Genomic DNA, 16,474 nt, shown 5'->3' with positions numbered 1-16,474 from the left:
CAGACAACTGAAATGTCCAATTAGGAGAGGCATGATGTTTTGTGTGCAATGTGAACAGACAATTCGTACCCCGGCAGGCAACGGCTGTGCCTACGCACAAGGTATGTGCGGCAAGACGGCGGAAACCTCGGATCTGCAGGATGTGCTGATCTACACCCTGCAGGGGCTCAGCGCCTGGGCGCTGGCCGCCCGCGAGCAGGGCATCATAGATCGCGAGATCGATGCCTTCGTGCCCAAGGCCTTCTTCGCCACCCTCACCAACGTCAACTTCGACTCGAATCGCATCGTGGCCTACGTCAATCAGGCCCTAGCCTATCGCCAGCAGTTGGCCGAGCAACTGGCCGGGATGGCGGTGCAGGTCAACGACTTGCCACACTCCGCTTACTTCGAACCCGGTGCCGAACTGCTGGAACAACTTGCCCATGCCGCGCCAGCCGCCCCCAATCGGGGCAAGAGCGAGGTGAACGAAGACATCATGGGGCTGCGCCTGCTCTGCCTCTACGGCCTCAAGGGCGCGGCCGCCTATATGGAGCACGCCCGGGTGCTGGATCAGCAGAGTGACGAGGTGGCCGCCGAATTCCACCGCATCATGAGCTGGCTCAGCACAGATCCGAGCGAAATGGGTCGGCTGTTCAGCTGTGCCATGGAGATCGGTCAGCTCAACTTCAAAATCATGGAGATGCTGGATCTGGGTGAAACCAGCACCTTCGGGCATCCGGAACCCACCCAGGTCAGAGTCACCCCCATCCCCGGCAAGTGCATTCTGGTCTCCGGCCACGACATGATGGATCTCAAGCTCATTCTGGAGCAGACCAGGGGGACCGGCATCCATGTCTACACCCATGGCGAGATGCTGCCCGCGCTGGCCTACCCCTTCTTCAAGCAGTACCCCCATCTGGTGGGCAACTACGGCTCCGCCTGGCAAAACCAGCAGAAGGAGTTTGCCAACTTCCCGGGCGCGGTGGTGATGACCTCCAACTGCATCATCGACCCGAATGTGGGCAACTACTCGGATCGCATCTTCACCCGCTCCATCGTCGGCTGGCCGGGCGTCACTCATCTGGAGGGGGATGATTTCTCCGCCGTGATCGCCAAGGCGCAAGCGCTGGAAGGCTTCAAGCACACCGAGCTCGAGCACTTCATCACCATCGGCTTTGCCCGCAACGCCCTGATGCAGGCTGCGCCCGCAGTGATTGAGAAGGTCAAAGCCGGAGAGATCAGCCACTTCTTCCTGGTAGGTGGCTGTGACGGTGACAAGGCCGAGCGCGCCTACTTCACCGAGTTTGCCAAGGCGGCGCCGCGCGACAGCCTGCTGCTCACCCTGGGCTGCGGCAAGTACAAGTTCAACAAGCTCGACTTTGGCGACATCGGCGGCATTCCGCGTCTGCTGGACGTGGGCCAGTGCAACGATGCCTACTCCGCCATCCAGCTGGCGCTGGCACTCTCCGAGGCGTTCGAGTGTGGGGTCAACGATCTGCCGCTGACGCTGGTGCTCTCCTGGTTCGAGCAAAAAGCCATCGTCATTCTGCTCACCCTGCTCTCCCTCGGGGTGAAGGACATTCGTACCGGGCCGACCGCCCCCGCCTTCCTCACCCCGGCTCTGCTCAAGGTGCTGGAGGAGCAGTTTGGCCTGAAAGGGACCACCACGGCCGAGGCTGACTTGGCCGAGATCCTGGCGGCCTGATCGGCACTTCATGTTGTAAGCGTTTGGCGAGCCGCCCGGCTCGCCTTTTTTCTGGATCCGGCTTTTTCACCAGACGTTTTTCGAACCGTTTCAAACCTAAGGAGCCTTGTGATGACCTCTCTCACGCTCACCTGCATTGGCCGCCAACAGAACACCCACGACGTAGTGAGCTGGCAGCTGGTGCCGTTTTCCGGCAGCCTCCCTCCCGTGCTAGCAGGCCAGTGCATCACCCTGCACACCGAGATCGACGGCCAGCCGGAGTGCCGCGCCTATACCCTCTCCTCCAGCCCGCAGGATTCTTGCTGGCAGGTCACCATCAAGGATGTGGGACGGGTCTCTCGCCATCTTCATCAGACCTTGCAGGTGGGAGACAAGATCCGGGCCGATGGTCCGTTCGGCGATTTCAACCTGACAGCCTTGCCTTGCGAACGGCCACTACTGCTCAGTGCCGGTTCCGGCATTACCCCCATGTGGTCCATGTTACGGGACGAGCTGGCCAAACGGCCGGATGCCGATATCCGCTTTATCCATAGCGCCCGCTCGCCAGCAGATGTGATCTTCGCAGATAACTTGGCTGCACTGGCTGAGGCCCATGCCGGTGTACGCCATGCCCTGATTCTGGAAGATGCCCCAGCAGATCACCCCTGGATTGGCCGACTCACCCCCGCCATGCTGGCCGAACTGGCCCCGGATCTGCTCGAACGCCATGTCTATCTCTGCGGCCCGGCCCCCTATATGGCGGCGGTCAGAACCATGCTGACGGAGCTGGGATTGCCGCCGGAGCAACTGCATCAGGAGTCCTTTGGTCTTCCTCCCGCAGAGCCCGCCACCACCAGCGACCACTTCTGGCTGACCCTGAAAAAGAGCGGCAAAAAGGTGAAGATCCTGCCGGGTCAGACCCTGCTGGCGGCGCTGGAAGCGGCGGGCGAAACCATGATGGCGGCTTGTCGCGCCGGGGTATGTGGCAGCTGTCGTTGCACCACCACAGGTGACATCGAGCGCCAGAGCGTGATGACCCTGAGTGCTCAGGATCTGGAGAGCGGCGTTGCTCTGGCCTGCTCCTGCACCGCGAAAGGGGATATAAGTCTCGATTATTGAGATACGCAAAGGGCTTCATTGGTATCTCAACCTTTTCCCGAGCGGGCAGGACGGGTAGACTCTGCCCCAGTTTCACCAGAACACGGGATAAAAAATGACAATACTGGTCACAGGGGGCGCCGGCTATATCGGCTCCCACACCCTGGTTGAGCTGCTCGGCGCGGGGCAGCAGGTCGTGGTACTCGACAACCTCTCCAACTCCTCACCGGAGTCACTCAAGCGGGTCGAGCAGATCACCGGCAAGCCGGTCACCTTCATCGAAGGGGATGTGCTGGACAGAGCCTGCCTGCAGCAGCTGTTTGCCAACCACCAGATCGAATCGGTGATCCACTTCGCCGGCCTCAAGGCGGTCGGAGAGTCGAGCCAGATCCCGCTCACCTACTACCAGAACAACATCAGCGGCACTCTGGTGCTGTGCGAAGAGATGGCCAAGGCTGGCGTTTTCCGGCTGGTATTCAGCTCCTCGGCCACCGTCTATGGCGATCCCGCCTCGGTACCGCTGCGGGAAGATTTCCCCACCAGCGCCACCAACCCCTACGGCCGCTCCAAGCTGATGGTGGAGGAGATCCTGCGCGATCTCGCCAAATCCGATCCCCGCTGGGCTATCGTACTGCTGCGTTACTTCAACCCGGTCGGCGCCCACGAGAGCGGCCTGATTGGTGAAGATCCCAACGGCATCCCCAACAACCTGCTGCCCTATATCAGCCAGGTGGGTGTCGGCAAGCTCAAGGAGCTGGGGGTATTTGGCAACGACTACCCGACCCCGGATGGCACCGGCGTGCGCGACTACATCCATGTGGTGGATCTCGCCATCGGTCACCTGAAAGCACTGGCACGCATCAAGAGTGACACCGGCGTCTTCACCTACAACCTGGGCACAGGTCAGGGCTACTCGGTACTGGAGATGGTCAAGGCGTTTGAAGCGGCCAGCGGCCGACCCATTCCCTACCAGATCAAACCCCGTCGCCCGGGCGACATCGCCGAGTGCTGGGCAGAGCCGACGCTGGCCCGTGCCGAGCTGGGCTGGCAAGCAGAGCGCGGTCTGGAGCAGATGATGGTCGATACCTGGCGCTGGCAAAGCAACAACCCGAACGGCTATCAAGGCTGATCTCTCGCGGGTTGATAATAAAACGCCCCGACATTTTCATGTCGGGGCGTTTTATTTTGCGACGTTCAATCAGTGGGTCTGACTGCGCAGCAGCGGCACACGGGCCAATCGGGGGGCAATGCGGTCTATCAGCCGATCCGCCAGCGGGGTCAACAGCAGCCAGGGCAGACAGAGGGTCGCCAGCCCCAGCGCGCCGACGTAGACATCGGTAAACCAGTGGGCGCCAGCCAGAATGCGCGGCGCGGAAAAGATCGGCACCATCAGCAATGCGGTGACTCCCACCCAGCGCGGCAGATATCGCAGGGCAAAACCGGCGAAGATCATCAGGAACAGGGCGTGATCGCCGGGGAAGCTGTCACCGGAAGAGTCCTTGGTCGGAATAGCGCTGATCTGGGTCACCCGCAGCGCATCGGCCACCATCAGGGTCGGGCTGGGTCGCTCCACTGGCAATCGGTGACCAAGCTGGTTGATCACCAGTGCACTTAGCAGCATCACTATGCCCATCGCCACCAGCTGGCGACGACCCGCCAAATCCCGGGCGAAGAAGCAGCGGGCCAGGATCAGCCCCATACAGGCCAGCACCGCCAGATCGAACAGCCGGTTATTGGTGATGGCCACCAGATCGGCCCACAGAGCCGACTGGCCGAGCCAGCCGTTGACGGTATGAAAAATCGCGAGGTCCCACTGATCCCAGGGACCGTGAGCGGGCAGCGCAGCCCAACTGATGGCCACCAGACCACCGACCAGATAGCAAAGCAGGAACTTGCCCATGGGGACTCTCCTTTGGAAAAGGGCGATATCGTAAAACTGTAGAGTGCGTCACAAAACCGAAGAATTGTAAGAAAGTGCGACACAATATCAAGTCTCAAATAAAGCCTGCCAGCCCATTCCAATCTCGCATATCCCAACAGCGCCAAGATTTCTGCCTCCAGTGCTGCATCTGTGGGCCTCTCACCATGAGTGCGGCTTGTGCCACCACCGCAACACCCCCTAGAATGCGCACTTCCCTTTACTGCGAAAGGAAGCGGTATGCATATTCACATTCTCGGGATCTGCGGCACCTTTATGGGTGGTCTGGCGGTGTTGGCAAAACAGCTTGGTTACCGGGTAACCGGTTCGGATGCCAATGTCTATCCCCCCATGAGTACCCAGCTCGAGCAACAGGGCATTGAACTGACCGAAGGCTATGACCCCTCCCAACTCGATCCGGCGCCGGATCTGGTGGTGATTGGCAACGCCATGAGCCGCGGCAACCCCTGTGTTGAATATGTGCTGGACCGCAATCTGCCCTACATCTCCGGCCCCCAGTGGCTGCTGGAGCACGTGCTGCAGGATCGCTGGGTGCTGGCCGTTGCCGGCACCCACGGCAAGACCACCACCGCCAGCATGCTGGCCTGGGTGCTGGAGTACGCCAAACTGGAGCCCGGTTTCCTTATTGGCGGCGTGCCGGGCAACTTCCCGGTCTCCGCCCGTCTCGGCTCCGCCCCCTTCTTTGTCATTGAAGCGGACGAGTATGACTGCGCCTTCTTCGACAAGCGTTCCAAGTTCGTTCACTACCACCCGCGCACCCTGGTGATGAACAATCTGGAGTTTGACCACGCGGATATCTTCCCGGATCTCGCCGCCATCCAGCGCCAGTTCCACCACCTGATGCGCACCGTACCGAGCAACGGTCGGGTGCTGTTCCCGCAAGCCGATGACAACCTCACCGCCGTGCGCAAGATGGGCTGCTGGAGCGAAGTGGAGCTGGTGGGTCAGAACGACGCCAAGTGGAAGGCGGTCAAGCTGGCCGATGACGGCTCCGCCTTCGAGGTGTGGCTGGATGGCACAAAACAGGGCGAGGTGCACTGGGAGTGCATTGGCGAACACAACGTCAACAACGGTCTGATGGCCATCGCTGCCGCACGTCATGCTGGCGTGATGGTGGAGCATGGCATCGCCGCCCTCTGCCAGTTCAAATCCCCCAAACGGCGGATGGAGCTCAAGGGCGAAGTGGCGGGCATCAGCGTCTATGACGACTTTGCCCACCACCCCACCGCCATCGAGACCACCCTCGGCGGCCTGCGCGCCAAGGTAGGCAGCTCACGTATTCTGGCGGTGCTGGAGCCTCGCTCCAACACCATGAAGCTGGGGGTTCACAAGGAGGAGCTGGCTGGCTGCTTCGATGGCGCCGATGAAGTGTTCTTCTTCCAGCCGCCCAACATCGGCTGGGATCTCGGCGAGGTGACCGCCCATATGACCCGACCGGCCAAGGTATTCAATGATCTGGAGACCCTGATCAACCGGCTGGTGGCCGAGAGCCGCGATGGCGACCATATTCTGATCATGAGCAACGGCGGCTTCGGTGGCATTCATGACAAGCTGATCGCCCGCCTCAAGGATTACCACGGCGAACTATGAACAAAGCGATCACCCTGGCGTTGACCGGCGCCTCCGGCGCCCCCTACGCCCTGCGCCTGCTCCAGTGTCTGGTGCAGGCGGACTATCGGGTCTACCTGCTCGCCTCATCGGCGGCTCGTGTGGTACTCAAGACCGAGCAGCAGCAGGATTGGCCGAGCTCGCCGAAAGAGCTCTCTGCTTATCTCTGTCGCCAATATGGCGCCAAGGAGGGGCAGATTGTCGCCTGCGGCAAGGAGGAGTGGTTCTCGCCAGTCGCCTCCGGTTCGGCCGCCCCCAAACAGATGGTGGTCTGCCCCTGCTCCATGGGCACCGTCTCGGCCATTGCCAACGGCACCTCGGACAACCTGCTGGAGCGGGCAGCGGATGTGGTGATCAAGGAGCGCGGCCAGCTGATCCTGGTGCCCCGCGAAACCCCCTTCTCGGCGATCCATCTGGAGAACATGCTGAAACTGGCACGGCTCGGGGTGACCATCATGCCCGCTGCGCCCGGTTTCTATCATGAGCCGAAAAGCATCGCCGATCTGGTGGACTTTATGGTCGCCCGCATCCTAGATCATCTGGGTGTCGAGCATGAGTTGACCCACCGCTGGGGCTATGGCCACCACTGAGCGGACCGCCATATCCGGCCATAAAAAAACGGCGCCACTCAATGAGTGACGCCGTTTTTTCGTTAAGCCGTGTTAGCGAGCCTGAATTGGCGCCGTCACGTACTTGAACAGGAAATCAGTCACCTCTTGGCGCGCCGGGCGCTGAGGTTGATTGATCATCTGCATCATCACATAGCCAAAACCGGTCAAAGAGCGGGCCAGATCCTGTGCTGACAGCACGCTGGTGATCTCCCCTGCATCCATGGCGGTTTGCAGCTCGCTGGCGATCAGCTCAAGGCAGTGATCGAGCAGCCGGGTATAGCGGGGCCATACCTCTTCCCGAACCGATGAACTCCACTCCAGCCAGATACCGGCATAATCCGGTTGATCGTAGGCGGCATCGACAGAGAGGCGTACATGACGCTGGATCTTGTCGAAAATGGAGCCCTGGTCACCGTATGCCTGCGACAGCATTTGGTTCACAAAGCGTTCGATCTCGGCCAGCACCTCATCTACCAACTCCTCGCGGGTGTTGAAATAGTTGAAGACGGTAGCCACAGAGACCTTGGCCTGTTCGGCTATCTCGGCGTGACCTGCACGGCCAATGCCGCGACGGGAGAACACCTCGATGGCACATTCCATCAATTGGGAGCGACGAGCTTCCGGCGACAGCCGGGTACGACGTCTTATTTCTGCGCGTGGTTCCATAGTTTTTATCATCTAATAGTTATTGATTATGGTGTTTATAGTATTTTAACTAATCATGCCTGAGTGCCTGCTAACTCTATCAATTAAAATAAGCCGATAAAAGCACCACGTATCTCTAGCACCCTTCAACATGAGTGGTAGAATCATCGGTTTTGATATTCATGAACGGCCAAATCCCCTTTGGCCTTATGGGAGTAAGTGATGAAACACACCGTCGAGGTGATGATCTCCGAGGCTGAAGTAGCCGCCCGGATCGCCAAATTGGGTGAAGAGATCACCGCCCGCTATCAGGGTTCTGACGAAGTCGTGATGATTGCGCTGCTGCGCGGTTCCTGCATCTTCCTGGCCGATCTCTGCCGCCAGTGCCAGCTGCCCATCACCCTGGACTTCATGACCGCCTCCAGCTACGGCTCCGGCATGCACAGCACCCGTGACGTCCGCATCCTCAAAGACCTGGACGACGACATCAAGGGCAAGGATGTGGTGATCGTGGAAGACATCATCGACACCGGTTACACCCTCAACAAGGTGCGCGAGATCCTCTCCCTGCGCGAGCCAAAATCCCTGGCCATCTGCACTCTGCTGGACAAACCCTCCCGCCGCGAAGTGCAGGTGCCGGTCGACTGGATTGGCTTCGCCATTCCGGACGAATTCGTGGTCGGCTGTGGCATCGACTACGCCCAGAAGTACCGCAACCTGCCGTTTATCGGCAAAGTGGTACCCCAGGAGTAAGCCAGGTTCAGGAATATCACGGGTGAAGCGGCCTTGCGCCCTTTACTCTGTGCAGGCGGCCTTGGCCGCCTTTTCTGTATCGAGCCGGATTCAACCATCACAGAGGTTGCAATGAACGCACTGGAAATCAGCGGCCTGAAAAAGACCTATCAGGGGGGCGTCGAAGCCCTTAAAGGCATCGATCTTACCGTCAGGCAGGGGGATTTCTTCGCCCTGCTCGGCCCGAACGGCGCGGGCAAGTCCACCACCATCGGCGTCATCAGCTCGCTGGTGAACAAGAGCGCCGGCAAGGTGAAGGTGTTTGGCTACGACATCGACAGCGATCTGGAACAGGCCAAGGCTCAGCTCGGGCTGGTGCCGCAAGAGTTCAACTTCAGCCAGTTCGAGAAGGTGATCCAGATTGTCACCCATCAGGCCGGTTTCTACGGCGTACCCAAGGCGGAAGCCAAGATCCGCGCCGAGAAGTACCTGCGCCAGCTCGATCTGTGGGAGAAGCGCGACGTGCCAGCCCGCACTCTCTCCGGCGGCATGAAGCGCCGTCTGATGATCGCCCGCGCCCTGATGCACGAGCCCAAGCTGCTGATCCTCGATGAACCGACCGCCGGGGTCGATATCGAGATCCGCCGCTCCATGTGGACCTTCCTCAAGGATCTCAACGAGCAGGGCGTCACCATCATCCTTACTACCCACTATCTGGAAGAGGCCGAGATGCTCTGCCGCAACATCGGCATCATCGACAAAGGTCGTCTGATCGAGAATACCAGCATGAAGAATCTGCTGGGCAAGCTGGGTCGCGAGACCTTCCTGCTCGACCTTGCGCCAGGTTCTGCCGTACCCGAGGTGCCAGAGTTCAACGGCCGCATGCAGGATGAACGTACCCTTGAGGTGGAGCTCGACAAGAGCCAGTCACTCAACAGCCTGTTCGAGCAGCTGTCACACCAGCAGGTGCAGGTCGTGAGCATGCGCAACAAGGCCAATCGGCTGGAAGAGCTGTTCGTCAATCTGGTCGAAGAGGGGAGAAAAGCATGAATCTGGCCATCTACTACATCGCCTTCAAGAGCATTCTGGCCAAGGAGGTGAGCCGCTTCACCCGGATCTGGATCCAGACCCTGGTGCCACCGGCCATCACCATGAGCCTCTACTTCGTCATCTTCGGCAACCTGATCGGTTCGCGCATCGGTGACATGGGCGGTTTCACCTACATGGAGTTCATCGTGCCCGGCCTCATCATGATGTCGGTGATCACCAACTCCTACTCCAACGTTGCCTCCTCCTTCTTCAGCGCCAAGTTCCAGCGCAATATCGAGGAGATGCTGGTGGCACCGGTGCCCAACTACGTCATCATAGCCGGTTATGTGGGCGGAGGCGTGGCACGCGGCCTCTGTGTCGGCCTTATTGTCACCCTGGTGTCGCTGTTCTTCGTGCCGCTGCAGATCCACCACCTGTTCAGCGTCTGCTTCACCGTGCTGCTCACCGCGATCCTCTTTTCGCTGGGTGGCCTTATCAACGCGGTGTTTGCCAAGACCTTCGACGACATCAGCATCATCCCCACCTTCGTGCTGACACCGCTCACCTATCTGGGCGGGGTGTTCTACTCCATCAGCCTGCTGCCCCCCTTCTGGCAGAGTGTCTCCCAGGTGAACCCCATCATCTACATGGTGAACGCGTTCCGTTACGGCTTCCTCGGTATCTCCGACGTGCCGCTCGGCACCGCCTACCTCATCATCATCGGCTTTATCGTGGCCCTCTACGGCATCGCCTGGTGGCTTATCTCCCGCGGCACCGGGCTGCGTCACTGATGACATGAAACGGGCACCTCGCGGTGCCCGTTGTTTATTCTCATCCCCCTCTCTTCATCACACATCAGATAACCTCCCTGTTATTAAGGCTTTATCCGGCACCTTGTGATCCACCGCAATTTTCGAATTACCCCCAAAGGTATAATTCTCGCGGTTGGATGTGCCGTCACGGATGGCTCGTCCGTCTCTTCATTTCTCTCATCAGGGCAGGATCGCCTATGTCACTTATCACCGAGTTGCCAGCCATATTCGATAGCTTTTCAGATGCCCGTCGTCAGGGCTTTCTGGCTGTAATGGCACTCAAGGAGCGACAGATCCCCCTGGTCGGCACCTACTGTACCTTTATGCCGCAGGAGGTGGCGATGGCCGCCGGCGCCGTGGTGGTATCGCTCTGCTCCACCAGCGACGAGACCATCGAGGAGGCCGAGAAAGACTTGCCCCGCAACCTCTGCCCGCTCATCAAGAGCAGCTACGGGTTCGGCAAGACCGACAAGTGCCCCTACTTCTACTTCTCCGATCTGGTGGTGGGGGAAACCACCTGCGACGGCAAGAAGAAGATGTACGAGTACATGGCCGAGTTCAAACCGGTGCATGTGATGCAGTTGCCCAATCGCGCCGATGACGAAGCCTCCCGCACCCTGTGGCGCAGCGAAATCGTCCGCTTCAAGGAGTTGCTGGAGCAGCAGTTCGGCAAGCCCATCAGCGAGCAGGCGCTGCGCGACGCCATCGTGCTGAAGAACCGCGAGCGCCGCGCACTGGCTGACTTCTACCGGCTGGGTCAGGTCAACCCGCCGGCTTTGAGCGGCACCGACCTGCTCAAGGTGGTCTATGGCGCCACCTTCCGCTTCGACAAGGAGCAGCTCATCAGCGAGCTGCAGGAGATGACCCGCCGCATCAAGGCCGAGTATGCCGAGGGCAAGCGGCTCGATGCCCGTCCGCGCATCCTCATCACCGGCTGCCCCATCGGCGGCGCGGCCGACAAGGTGGTGCACCTTATCGAGGAGCATGGCGGCTGGGTAGTGGGTTACGAGAACTGCACCGGCGCCAAGGCGACCGAGCAGTGCGTTAGCGAGGAGGGTGACCTGTTCGATGCGCTGACCGACAAGTATCTGGCCATCGGCTGCTCCTGCATCTCCCACAACCACCAGCGCATGAAGCTGCTTAGCCAGATGGTGGAGGAGTATCAGGCAGACGGGGTGATCGATGTGATCCTGCAGGCCTGCCACACCTATGCGGTGGAGTCGCTCGCCATCAAGCGTCACGTGCGCGATCGCCACGGCATTCCCTACATGGCGGTAGAGACCGACTACTCCAGTGCCGACAAGGGACAGCTGGCCACCCGGCTGGCCGCCTTTATCGAAATGCTGTGAGGAGGCGCAGTGTCACTCTCCATCGGGATTGACTCGGGCTCCACCGCGACCAAGGGGATCCTGTTTGACCACAGGGATGGCGGGCGTATCGTCCGCCGTTTTCTGGTGCCGACTCCCTTTCGTCCGCTGGCCGCGATCGAGCAAGGCTGGGAGGAGCTCTCGGCCGATTTGCCAGAGCGCCCCCACCTGACCCTGACCGGCTATGGCCGGGATCTGGCATCGTTCGCCGATCGCCGGGTTACCGAGATCTCCTGCCACGGGCTGGGGGCGCGCCTGCTCTGCCCATCGGTGCACACCGTCATCGACATCGGCGGGCAGGATAGCAAGGTGATCCAGCTCGATAGCGAGGGCAACCTCACCGACTTTCTGATGAACGACAAGTGCGCCGCCGGTACCGGCCGCTTTCTCGAGGTGATCACCCGCACTCTGGGAACTCGGGTCGAACAGCTCGACGAGCTGTTGGAGGGCGCAGAGCCCCACGACATCAGCAGCATGTGCACCGTGTTTGCCGAATCGGAGGCGATCAGCCTGCGCTCCGCGGGCATTCCGGCCGAGTCGATCCTGGCCGGCATCGTCCGCGCCATGGCCCGGCGCAGTGCCAACTTTATCGGCCGCCTCGGCGCCAGACCGAGCGTGCTCTTTACCGGCGGCGTCAGCCACTGTGCCACCTTCCGTCACTATCTGGCCGAAGGGTTGGGCTGCGAAGTGGCCACCCACCCGGATGCCCAGTTTGCCGGTGCGCTGGGGGCCGCCCTGTTCGGTGCGCGCGCCAGCACGGGAGGCAAATCATGAATCAGGAGTTTCTCTACCTGTTCCACTCCACCCTCGGCACAGTCAGACTGCGCAAGCGGCTGGAGCAGCACGGTCAGTCGTTTCGGGTCTGCGATGTGCCGCGCCTGCTCAGCGCTGGCTGTGGCCTCGCCATTCGCCTCCACTGCCCGCCAGACGAGTGGCAGCAGTGGTGCCAGAGTGGCGAAACCGCCGCCGTCTTTCGCTGCGAAGCGGACGGCGACTATCAGGAGCTGGCCTGCTATCCGGCCGATAGCTCGGACATGGCGAAGCAAACGCCAGTGGTTGGCAGTCGGAGTCATGGATGATAAAGAGCTATCCCATGGCTGTTTATCTGCGCATGCTGGCCAATCTGGCGCTGGGGGGATTCTTCCTCGCCTCGGCCGGGTTCAAGCTGGTATCCCCCGCCCTGTTTGTCGAACAGATCGCGGCCTTCGGGCTGATTTGGCCGTCACTGATCCCGCCGGTGGCCTGGGGGCTGATCGCGCTGGAGCTCTGTGCCGGGCTCGCGGTCATCGCCAACCGGCGCTGGGGATTGTGGCTGGTGATCGGGCTGCTCGCCCTGTTTATTCCGGTGTTGGGCTATGGCATTGCCATCGGGCTCGACATCTCTTGCGGCTGTCTTGGCAGGGCTGATCTCAGCTCGCTGCCGGAGGCCATTGTGCGGGATCTGCTGCTACTGACGCTTGCGGGCGCCCTGCTGCGAACTTCCCGCCCCGTTTTTCCCGTTCTAAAGGAGTAGTGACATGATGACATTGCGATCCCGCACCCTGCTGGCCTCGCTGATCGCCGCCAGTTTTGCCCTCGGTGGCTGTGGCGACAACCAGTTCGAGCAGGAGGTGAAGCTGGAGCAGTCGGCGGTGCAACTGGCGCAAGAGACACAGCAAGGGGGCTATCAGCTGCTGACCGTGGCCGAGCTGAAGACCCGGATGGACAAGGGTGAGGAGCTGGTGATCATCGACACCATGCCCTATGAGGACTCCTACAAGAAAGAGCACATCCCGGGCGCCAAGAACTTTGTCTTCGTGAAGGAGGCCAAGTCAGGCGACAACTGGAGCGAGATTGTCGAGGGGAGCGGCACGGCGGAGCAGTTCCAGGCGCTGCTGGGTGAAGACAAGTCCCGCCCGGTGGTGATCTACTGCGGCTTCGTCAAGTGCGGCCGCAGCCACAACGCCGCCGCCTGGGCGGTGACTCAGGGCTATCAGCAAGTCTATCGGGTGCCGGGCGGCATCTTCGCCTGGAAAGGGGCCGGTTACCCCGTCTCTGCCGAGTAAGCGCGTCTGCTCATAAGGTAATACAGTCGACATAAAAGAAGCCCGCAACTGCGGGCTTCTTTCATATTGGGCAACACTCGGAGTTAACTGGCGGCCTGCGTCTGCACCGTCTCCACGTTGGCCAGCTGCTGCTTGCCCAGCAACCGTTTGGTGATCATGGCCGCCATGATGGAGCCGTTGACGTTGAGAGCTGTGCGGCCCATGTCCACCAGCGGCTCGATGGCGATCATCACCCCCACAAGCGCGATGGGGAAGTTGAGGGTGGAGAGCACGATCAGCGCAGCGAAGGTGCCGCCACCGCCGACGCCAGCCACCCCGATGGAGCCCAGCGCAATGACCGGCAGCAGAGTCAGCAGGAACAGGGGATCAAAGGGGTTGATGCCGAGCATGGGAGCAATCATCGCCACCATCATGGCCGGATAGATGCCGGCGCAGCCGTTCTGGCCGAGGTTGGCACCGAACGAGGCGGCAAAGTTGGCGATGCTGGAGGGCACACCAAAACGCTGCTGGGTCTCGATGCTGAGCGGAATGGAAGCCGCGCTGCTGCGGGAGATAAAGGCGAAGGTGAGCACGCCCCACTCTTCCCGAAGATAGTGCAGCGGGTTCTGACCGATCAGCAGCAGGATCAGCATGTGCACCGCAAACATCGCCAGAATGGCGACGTAGCAGACCAGAATAAAGCCGAGCAGACTGAGGATCTCGCTCAGTGGATAGTGGGCCACCACCCGGGCGATCAGCGCCATCACGCCATAGGGGGTGAGCGCAATCACCACCCGCACCATCTTCATCACCCACAGTTGCAGGGTGTCGATGGCCACGGCGGCGCGGGCACCGGCCTCTGGATGCTCCGCCTTCAACTGCAGCAGGGCAACCCCCGCCAGCACGGTAAAGATCACCACCCCGATCACCGAGAGGCTGCGGCTACCCGCCATATCGGCGGCAAAGTTGGTGGGCACCAGCGAGAGCAGCAGGGCCGGCAGGGTCTGGGCACCGTCGATGGTGCTCATACTCTGTTGCAGGGCGGCGCTGTCGCTAGCGTGGCTCAGCAGCCCTGCGGCGGTGAGACCGCTTAGGTGGGTGATGGTCATCCCCACCACACCGGCAATCATCACCAGGGTCAGCATGGAGCCGATCAGCACGGCGCTGATCTTGCCGAGGGACTGGGCCTGCTCCAGCTTGTTGATGGCGGAGAGGATGGAGGTGAACACCAGTGGCATCATCACCACCTTGAGCAAACTGACATAGCCGCCGCCGACGATATTGACCCACTCCAGGGTCTGCTGAACGTCGGCATCATCGGCGCCCCAACCCAGTTGCAGCGCCAGCCCGAACAGGGCGCCAAGCAGCAGACCCGCAAGTACCTTGCGCGAGAGCGGCAAACCGGTAGGCAACCGGGTGAGAGCAAAACAGAGCAGACAGAAAACAAGCGATGCAATCAGGACAAACATCATGAATACCTGTAGCGGCCATCAGGCCGAAAGTGGATTGAAACGAAGGGAAATGCGGGCTGGGCCGCAGAACAAAACGCCGGAATGCAGGAGAGTGCAGGCGTCAAAAAGCAGCGGACGCCCAAGAGGGCGTCCGCTGGCAATCGGGGGTATTACTTCTTTACTGGGGCGTCGTACTGTTCGGGTTCGTCGCTATAGACGCAGACATTCCACTTCGCGGCCAAACCATCTTCCGCCAGGCAGTAACGCTCGAAGAACGCGGTGATCTCGGCGCGCTGGCAGTGCGCCTCGAAAGCCGCCATATCTTGCCAAATCTCGTTGAACACGATGGGGAAGCTCTCCCCCTCGGCAAACGGACTCGCGATGTGGCGGGTCACCCGATATTGCAGGCAGCCATCCTCACGCAGGGTATTGGGCTCGAGCGCCTGCAGCACCTGAAACAGGGCCTGCTCCTGACCGGGTTTGGGCAGGAATTGGGCAATGCAGTAAACCTTCTTGGACATGGGGTCCTCCTGGTTGTGGCGGGCTCAGGCTTGCTGCAGCGTGACCACTTGATTGTCGATAAGGCGGGCCTTGCCGAGATAAGCGGCCATCAGGATCACCAGCTGTGCGCTCTCGTCAGTGGCGGATTCGAGGGTGGCGGCATCGACGATGTCGATGGCATCGGTACGAAAACCGGCGTTGTCGAGACGCTGGCTGGCCTGCGCCACCAGCGACGGCAGGTGGTGATCACCCGCTTCAATCTGCTCGGCGATCCAGTTCATGGTGCGCGCCAGCTCGGGGGCGATGGCCCGCTCGGCAGCCGTCAGATAGCCGTTGCGGGAAGAGAGTGCCAGCCCGTCTTCGGCCCGCACGGTAGGCACGCCGACGATCTCGATGGGCATCGCCATATCGGCCACCATCTTGCGAATAAGCGCCAGCTGCTGGTAATCCTTCTGGCCAAAGCAGGCCACATCCGGCTGTACCAGATTGAACAGCTTGGTGACGACGGTACTGACACCACGGAAGTGACCCGGGCGCAGCGCTCCCTCCAGCAGATTGGAGAGACCCGGCACCTCGACGAAGGTCTGGCTCGCCAGCCCCTGCGGATACATGATCTCCGGGGTCGGGGTGAACACCATATCGACACCGGCCGCTTCCAGCGCAGCGCAATCCTGCTCCAGAGTGCGCGGATAGTTGGCGAGATCCTCAGCCTTGTCGAACTGCATCGGGTTGACGAAGATGCTGACCACCACCTTCTCGGCGTGGCTGTGCGCCTCTTTCACCAGCCTCAGGTGGCCCTGATGCAGGTTACCCATGGTGGGCACGAATGCAATGGCACGCCCTTCACGGCGCCATTGGCTGATCTGCTCACGCAGAACGACGGGATTATTTACGACCAACATCAGCAGTTCACCTTCCGATAAATCAAAAAGAGAGACGGGTTGCATCCACAAATAGCGCTCGGGCGGGATGGGGCACGAACATGGCTATCAGC

General features: G+C 60.7%; 18 protein-coding genes. 13 read left to right on the top strand and 5 right to left on the bottom strand.

Going from position 1 to position 16,474, the window contains the following annotated elements:
• Positions 1–34: 34 nt before the first annotated feature.
• From hcp to galE, 3 genes are all read left to right on the top strand, one after another.
• Positions 35–1,684, top strand: a complete 1,650-nt coding sequence (hcp, locus tag AB5Y71_RS09065) for a hydroxylamine reductase (RefSeq protein ID WP_368171437.1) — start codon at positions 35–37, stop codon at positions 1,682–1,684.
• Positions 1,685–1,795: 111 nt separating this feature from the next.
• On the top strand, positions 1,796–2,782 hold the full coding sequence (locus AB5Y71_RS09060) for an FAD-binding oxidoreductase (protein ID WP_368171429.1): 987 nt from the start codon (positions 1,796–1,798) through the stop codon (positions 2,780–2,782).
• A gap of 94 nt (positions 2,783–2,876) precedes the next feature.
• Positions 2,877–3,890: a UDP-glucose 4-epimerase GalE gene (gene galE, locus AB5Y71_RS09055; RefSeq protein WP_236303169.1), complete on the top strand. Its 1,014-nt coding sequence runs from the start codon at positions 2,877–2,879 to the stop codon at positions 3,888–3,890.
• Positions 3,891–3,959: 69 nt separating this feature from the next.
• Here galE and AB5Y71_RS09050 read toward each other — a convergent pair whose 3' ends face one another.
• Positions 3,960–4,661 carry a phosphatase PAP2 family protein gene (locus tag AB5Y71_RS09050; protein ID WP_274160862.1) on the bottom strand — a complete coding sequence of 234 codons (702 nt, stop codon included), beginning with the start codon at positions 4,659–4,661 and terminating at the stop codon, positions 3,960–3,962.
• A 258-nt stretch (positions 4,662–4,919) separates the two neighbouring features.
• On the opposite strand from AB5Y71_RS09050, the gene mpl reads away from it, so the two are divergent.
• Entirely contained in the window at positions 4,920–6,290 is a 1,371-nt protein-coding gene (mpl, locus tag AB5Y71_RS09045; protein ID WP_231719834.1) for a UDP-N-acetylmuramate:L-alanyl-gamma-D-glutamyl-meso-diaminopimelate ligase, read from the top strand.
• The gene (locus AB5Y71_RS09040; RefSeq protein ID WP_231719835.1) at positions 6,287–6,898 is read left to right on the top strand and encodes a flavin prenyltransferase UbiX; all 612 of its coding nucleotides are present in this window, start codon (positions 6,287–6,289) and stop codon (positions 6,896–6,898) included. Before mpl ends, AB5Y71_RS09040 begins: the two co-directional genes overlap by 4 nt.
• Positions 6,899–6,970: 72 nt before the next feature.
• On the opposite strand, the gene AB5Y71_RS09035 is transcribed toward AB5Y71_RS09040, so the two are convergent.
• Positions 6,971–7,585 carry a TetR/AcrR family transcriptional regulator gene (locus tag AB5Y71_RS09035; RefSeq protein ID WP_042079938.1) on the bottom strand — a complete coding sequence of 205 codons (615 nt, stop codon included), beginning with the start codon at positions 7,583–7,585 and terminating at the stop codon, positions 6,971–6,973.
• Positions 7,586–7,786: 201 nt separating this feature from the next.
• Here AB5Y71_RS09035 and hpt point away from each other — a divergent pair, with 201 nt between their 5' ends.
• The 8 genes from hpt to AB5Y71_RS08995 all read left to right on the top strand — a co-directional run bounded on the left by hpt (position 7,787) and on the right by AB5Y71_RS08995 (position 13,549).
• Positions 7,787–8,317, top strand: a complete 531-nt coding sequence (gene hpt, locus AB5Y71_RS09030; protein WP_005335618.1) for a hypoxanthine phosphoribosyltransferase — start codon at positions 7,787–7,789, stop codon at positions 8,315–8,317.
• Positions 8,318–8,428: 111 nt separating this feature from the next.
• Positions 8,429–9,346 (top strand): ABC transporter ATP-binding protein, encoded by a 918-nt coding sequence (locus AB5Y71_RS09025; protein WP_368171428.1) that lies wholly within the window; start codon positions 8,429–8,431, stop codon positions 9,344–9,346.
• Positions 9,343–10,116, top strand: a complete 774-nt coding sequence (locus AB5Y71_RS09020; RefSeq protein WP_005335622.1) for an ABC transporter permease — start codon at positions 9,343–9,345, stop codon at positions 10,114–10,116. Before AB5Y71_RS09025 ends, AB5Y71_RS09020 begins: the two co-directional genes overlap by 4 nt.
• Positions 10,117–10,334: 218 nt before the next feature.
• Complete coding sequence (locus AB5Y71_RS09015; protein ID WP_368171427.1) at positions 10,335–11,486, top strand: double-cubane-cluster-containing anaerobic reductase; 1,152 nt, start codon at positions 10,335–10,337, stop codon at positions 11,484–11,486.
• 9 nt (positions 11,487–11,495) lie between these two features.
• Complete coding sequence (locus AB5Y71_RS09010) at positions 11,496–12,278, top strand: acyl-CoA dehydratase activase (protein ID WP_139495597.1); 783 nt, start codon at positions 11,496–11,498, stop codon at positions 12,276–12,278.
• A complete protein-coding gene (locus AB5Y71_RS09005; RefSeq protein WP_368171426.1) occupies positions 12,275–12,583 on the top strand; it encodes a DUF3343 domain-containing protein in 309 nt (102 codons plus the stop codon). Before AB5Y71_RS09010 ends, AB5Y71_RS09005 begins: the two co-directional genes overlap by 4 nt.
• Before the next feature lie 14 nt (positions 12,584–12,597).
• Positions 12,598–13,017, top strand: coding sequence for a MauE/DoxX family redox-associated membrane protein (locus tag AB5Y71_RS09000; RefSeq protein WP_368171425.1), 420 nt, complete (start codon positions 12,598–12,600; stop codon positions 13,015–13,017).
• A gap of 4 nt (positions 13,018–13,021) precedes the next feature.
• A complete protein-coding gene (locus tag AB5Y71_RS08995) occupies positions 13,022–13,549 on the top strand; it encodes a rhodanese-like domain-containing protein (protein WP_042063117.1) in 528 nt (175 codons plus the stop codon).
• Between the two features lie 83 nt (positions 13,550–13,632).
• Here the strand turns inward: AB5Y71_RS08995 and AB5Y71_RS08990 are convergent, their stop codons facing one another.
• The 3 genes from AB5Y71_RS08990 to panC form a co-directional block, all read right to left on the bottom strand.
• A complete protein-coding gene (locus tag AB5Y71_RS08990) occupies positions 13,633–14,997 on the bottom strand; it encodes a cation:dicarboxylase symporter family transporter (protein WP_368171436.1) in 1,365 nt (454 codons plus the stop codon).
• Between the two features lie 152 nt (positions 14,998–15,149).
• Complete coding sequence (locus tag AB5Y71_RS08985; RefSeq protein WP_047437807.1) at positions 15,150–15,500, bottom strand: putative quinol monooxygenase; 351 nt, start codon at positions 15,498–15,500, stop codon at positions 15,150–15,152.
• A gap of 24 nt (positions 15,501–15,524) precedes the next feature.
• On the bottom strand, positions 15,525–16,382 hold the full coding sequence (panC, locus tag AB5Y71_RS08980; RefSeq protein WP_368171424.1) for a pantoate--beta-alanine ligase: 858 nt from the start codon (positions 16,380–16,382) through the stop codon (positions 15,525–15,527).
• Positions 16,383–16,474: the final 92 nt, after the last annotated feature.

This window comes from Aeromonas sp. R9-2 (assembly GCF_040908025.1).
Lineage (GTDB): Bacteria > Pseudomonadota > Gammaproteobacteria > Enterobacterales > Aeromonadaceae > Aeromonas > Aeromonas veronii.
Note: the sequence above shows the minus strand (reverse complement) of the source record. Positions and strands in the feature narration are given on the sequence as shown.

Excerpts from the sequence above, each read along its gene's own strand:
- AB5Y71_RS09035 (WP_042079938.1), bottom strand. The coding sequence starts at position 7,585 with ATGGAACCACGCGCAGAAATAAGACGTCGTACCCGGCTGTCGCCGGAA.
- galE (WP_236303169.1), top strand. The coding sequence starts at position 2,877 with ATGACAATACTGGTCACAGGGGGCGCCGGCTATATCGGCTCCCACACC.
- AB5Y71_RS09060 (WP_368171429.1), top strand. The coding sequence starts at position 1,796 with ATGACCTCTCTCACGCTCACCTGCATTGGCCGCCAACAGAACACCCAC.
- AB5Y71_RS08985 (WP_047437807.1), bottom strand. The coding sequence starts at position 15,500 with ATGTCCAAGAAGGTTTACTGCATTGCCCAATTCCTGCCCAAACCCGGT.
- AB5Y71_RS09000 (WP_368171425.1), top strand. The coding sequence starts at position 12,598 with ATGGCTGTTTATCTGCGCATGCTGGCCAATCTGGCGCTGGGGGGATTC.
- AB5Y71_RS09020 (WP_005335622.1), top strand. The coding sequence starts at position 9,343 with ATGAATCTGGCCATCTACTACATCGCCTTCAAGAGCATTCTGGCCAAG.
- AB5Y71_RS08990 (WP_368171436.1), bottom strand. The coding sequence starts at position 14,997 with ATGTTTGTCCTGATTGCATCGCTTGTTTTCTGTCTGCTCTGTTTTGCT.
- AB5Y71_RS08995 (WP_042063117.1), top strand. The coding sequence starts at position 13,022 with ATGATGACATTGCGATCCCGCACCCTGCTGGCCTCGCTGATCGCCGCC.
- mpl (WP_231719834.1), top strand. The coding sequence starts at position 4,920 with ATGCATATTCACATTCTCGGGATCTGCGGCACCTTTATGGGTGGTCTG.
- hcp (WP_368171437.1), top strand. The coding sequence starts at position 35 with ATGTTTTGTGTGCAATGTGAACAGACAATTCGTACCCCGGCAGGCAAC.
- AB5Y71_RS09040 (WP_231719835.1), top strand. The coding sequence starts at position 6,287 with ATGAACAAAGCGATCACCCTGGCGTTGACCGGCGCCTCCGGCGCCCCC.
- AB5Y71_RS09050 (WP_274160862.1), bottom strand. The coding sequence starts at position 4,661 with ATGGGCAAGTTCCTGCTTTGCTATCTGGTCGGTGGTCTGGTGGCCATC.
- AB5Y71_RS09005 (WP_368171426.1), top strand. The coding sequence starts at position 12,275 with ATGAATCAGGAGTTTCTCTACCTGTTCCACTCCACCCTCGGCACAGTC.
- AB5Y71_RS09025 (WP_368171428.1), top strand. The coding sequence starts at position 8,429 with ATGAACGCACTGGAAATCAGCGGCCTGAAAAAGACCTATCAGGGGGGC.
- hpt (WP_005335618.1), top strand. The coding sequence starts at position 7,787 with ATGAAACACACCGTCGAGGTGATGATCTCCGAGGCTGAAGTAGCCGCC.
- panC (WP_368171424.1), bottom strand. The coding sequence starts at position 16,382 with ATGTTGGTCGTAAATAATCCCGTCGTTCTGCGTGAGCAGATCAGCCAA.
- AB5Y71_RS09015 (WP_368171427.1), top strand. The coding sequence starts at position 10,335 with ATGTCACTTATCACCGAGTTGCCAGCCATATTCGATAGCTTTTCAGAT.